The 3,311-nt window shown below is 58.6% G+C and carries 3 protein-coding genes and 1 pseudogene; 3 read left to right on the forward strand and 1 reads right to left on the reverse strand.

The window, feature by feature from the left end; translation table 11 throughout:
* The first annotated feature begins 168 nt into the window (after positions 1–168).
* On the forward strand, positions 169–1,455 hold the full coding sequence (locus tag CHB77_RS17845) for a molybdopterin-dependent oxidoreductase (protein ID WP_244898849.1): 1,287 nt from the start codon (positions 169–171) through the stop codon (positions 1,453–1,455).
* Positions 1,456–1,471: 16 nt separating this feature from the next.
* A complete protein-coding gene (locus CHB77_RS17850; RefSeq protein WP_089389469.1) occupies positions 1,472–1,885 on the forward strand; it encodes a hypothetical protein in 414 nt (137 codons plus the stop codon).
* A gap of 226 nt (positions 1,886–2,111) precedes the next feature.
* Here the strand turns inward: CHB77_RS17850 and CHB77_RS17855 are convergent, their stop codons facing one another.
* A complete protein-coding gene (locus tag CHB77_RS17855) occupies positions 2,112–2,750 on the reverse strand; it encodes an aminotransferase class I/II-fold pyridoxal phosphate-dependent enzyme (protein WP_483406824.1) in 639 nt (212 codons plus the stop codon).
* On the opposite strand from CHB77_RS17855, the pseudogene CHB77_RS17860 reads away from it, so the two are divergent.
* Positions 2,670–3,029, forward strand: a pseudogene (locus CHB77_RS17860) (ABC transporter ATP-binding protein); the annotation flags it as partial. The gene CHB77_RS17855 and the pseudogene CHB77_RS17860 sit on opposite strands and share 81 nt — an antisense overlap.
* Positions 3,030–3,311 lie beyond the last annotated feature (282 nt).

Raw genomic sequence — 3,311 nt, forward strand, 5'->3', positions numbered from 1 at the left:
ACAATCCCAATGTCAGGCTGCCCGCCGTGGCGTCCTGATCAGGCCCTGACCTTTCCGAGGGTCGGCGCTCCTACACCACGCCACGGGGCACTATCGCTTAGAGCCCCGCCGATAGCAGTCGCATGTCCAAGCTTCCGTCACCCAATGTCAAATCCTTCGAAGGGAAAAATGATGATCGCTGAGCCCAACAATGCTGACCATCCGGACCGCAAAACACCACAGTCAAAATCTCGTCGTTCATTCATGAAGACGACGGGCCTAACGGCCTTGGGCGCGATGCTAGGCATGGCGGTCCCGTTTGAGCGCAACCTGCTGCCCGGCATCCTCCCGGTCGCGCTCGCGCAGGACACGGGGATGGATCTGATGGCAGCCAAAAAGGGTTTGGTCGTCCTGGGCGATCGTCCGCTGAACGCCGAGGTGCCGGCGCACCTTCTGGACGCTGACATCACCCCCTATGAGCATCTTTTCGTGCGCATGAACGGTCTTGTTCCACAGACCGCTCTGGATCAGAACGCCGAGGGCTGGACCTTGACCATCGATGGAGAAGTCGAAAACCCGCTGGAATTGACGATCGATGATCTGAAAACGCGCTTTGAGAATGTCACCAGGCGCCTGGTTATCGAATGCGGCGGCAATGGCCGAGCATATTTCCAACCTGGCACATCAGGCAATCAGTGGACCGTCGGCGCGGTTGGCTGTCCCGAATGGACCGGCGTTCGGCTATCGGACGTTCTGAAGGAAGCGGGGCTGAAGGAGACAGCAGTCTATACGGGTCATTACAGCAACGACGTCCACCTGAGCGGCGACGAGGAAAAAGAGGTCATCTCGCGCGGGGCTCCTATCGAGAAGATCATGGAGGGTGATGCCATCATTGCCTGGGCCATGAACGGAGAGGCGCTGTCCCCCCTCCACGGCTTTCCGCTGCGCGTGATTGTGCCGGGCTATCCTGCCTCGGCATCACAAAAGTATCTGACCCGGATCTGGATCCGCGACAAGGAGCATGACGGCGCCAAGATGACCGGCGACTCTTATCGCATTCCTGCCTATCCTGTGGCCCCGGGTACCGAGGTTCCCGAAAGCGACATGATTGTGCTAACTGATATGCCGATCAAGTCCATTGTTACCTTCCCCCAGACCGGCGCCGAGGTGAAGGCAGACGAACAGGTCGAGATCCGCGGCCATGCCTGGTGTGGCAAGGGCGATGTCAGCGCAATGCATATCTCCATCGACTTCGGCCAGACTTGGCAGGAAGCGGTGCTCGAACCGGCGGTGAACCGGTTTGCCTGGCAGCGCTGGCGGGCGAACGTGACCCTTCCGCAGCACGGCTATTACGAGATCTGGGCGCGTGCCACCGATGGAGACGGCATCAGTCAGCCGCCCTTGTCACCCGTCTGGAACCCCCGAGGCTATGGCAACAATATCCAGCACCGCATCGCACTTGTTGCTACGGCCTGAGAGGTAGGGTCGCAGCATGAAACATCTCATCCGCACCAGCGTTGGCGCAATCTCTGCCCTTGTGCTTGGTATTGGCTTGGCTCTGGCCGCGCCAGCACCCGATCCGATGAAATCCCTTGCGGGCAGGCCCGCGGGCGCCGATCCCTTGGATCCGATGACAGCGCTGATGGCTCGTCCAGACAAGGCTGCAGGAGGGGAGGGCAACGTGGAATTGGGCGGCCTGCCGGACGGGCAGGGTGCTGAAGACACTTATTATCAATGCGTTGCCTGCCATTCGACCGAGATCATCAAGCAGCAGCGCGTCACCGACCACCGCTGGGACGAACTGTGGACCTGGATGGTGGAGGCACAGGGCATGGTTGAGCCCGATGACGAGACCAAGAAGGTCATTTTGTCCTACTTGAAAGCTAACTTCTCCTCTGAACGGTGAAGGAGGGGGTGCGGGGCGCCGCCCCGCCCCTTGATGTCGGCGACAAACTTATACCAATTGCCTTAACTATTGACCGCCTTTGGGTACTCTTGAGTTAGCAATTTTTCCGACGCGTTTGGGATGGTCTGCGAAGGCGCCCTATGCGTCGCGGCATCGCTCGACGATGTATTCTCGGAGGCTTCGAAAACCGAAATGGCGAGGCGGTCAATGGTTAAGGCCGCTGGTATTAGTCCGCCTGGGCCAATTCTTGCGCCACCCGGTCGATCAGATCAATTCCGCCGGGGATCCTCTCTGCCGCGATCGAGGCATAGCCGAGCCGGAACACCGGGCATGGAGACGGCGGATCTTCAAAAAATACTGCTCCTGGTTCGATCAGCACGCTGTCATCGCGCAACCTGGCCGCCAACTCCGCACTGTCGGCCACCTGCGCACGAAGCCACACGCTGGAGCCGCCTTGCGCGGCCGCGCCTTCGATCTTCAGCGAGGTCTTGGCGATTGCCTCCTCAAGAATGCGCCGTCGTTCCTTCAGCGTCTGCCGCAGGCGGACGATATGCGCGTCATAATGACCCAAGGCGAGGAAATAGGCCGTGATCCGCTGCAAGTGACTGGGTGGATGGCGCAGCATGATCGCCCGCAGCGCGCGCGCCCGGGCGATGAACGGGGCCGGTCCCACCATGTAGCCGATGCGCAGCCCCGGGAACAGCGACTTGGAGAAGCTGCCGATATAAATAACCCGCCCCGAAGCATCCAAGGACTTTAACGCCGGTGCTGGGGGGGCCAGGTAGTGTCCGTGAAAGCGCAAATCGTAAACCTGATGCTGGAGTTGCAGGCCGACCTTGGCCTCAGCTACTTGTTCATCAGTCATGATATGGCCGTGGTCGAACGCATCAGCCACCGCGTTGCGGTAATGTATTTGGGTGAGATTGTTGAGATTGGACCACGCTCGGCAATCTTTGGAAATCCACAGCATTCCTATACGCAAAAACTTCTTTCTGCGGTGCTGTTGCCTGATCCTTCACAGAGAAAACAGCGTCGGAAGCTATCGAACGAAGAGATCCCAAGTCCAGTACGCCCTGTTAGCTTCAAGCCTAAAATCCGCCAGTTCCGCGAAGTTGGGCCAGATCATCTTGTCATGGTGGATTAAAGCAGGGACATCGAGGACGCCAAATCACTGATCCAGGATGATGGTCGTTTATGCGTCTCCAGACAACCGCCACAAGGGCGGTTGTCTTCGTTTTTACGTCTCAAACTCCAAGGCTCATCAAGAAAACGCACAAAGGTATCCACGCTTCGCATGAGCAAGCCTTTCTGGAGGGTGCGCGGCATCACGCTGAGAACTCACGCCGAAGCGCAAATCGTTGTTTTTCTTCTACTCCAGTCTGTTTCTGATGGCCATCAGGTTGCTCTCGAAGACCTCCGCGGGTGT

Source organism: Paracoccus sediminis (assembly GCF_900188295.1).
GTDB lineage: Bacteria > Pseudomonadota > Alphaproteobacteria > Rhodobacterales > Rhodobacteraceae > Paracoccus > Paracoccus sediminis.

Excerpts from the sequence above, each read along its gene's own strand:
- CHB77_RS17845 (WP_244898849.1), top strand. The coding sequence starts at position 169 with ATGATGATCGCTGAGCCCAACAATGCTGACCATCCGGACCGCAAAACA.
- CHB77_RS17850 (WP_089389469.1), top strand. The coding sequence starts at position 1,472 with ATGAAACATCTCATCCGCACCAGCGTTGGCGCAATCTCTGCCCTTGTG.
- CHB77_RS17855 (WP_483406824.1), bottom strand. The coding sequence starts at position 2,750 with ATGACTGATGAACAAGTAGCTGAGGCCAAGGTCGGCCTGCAACTCCAG.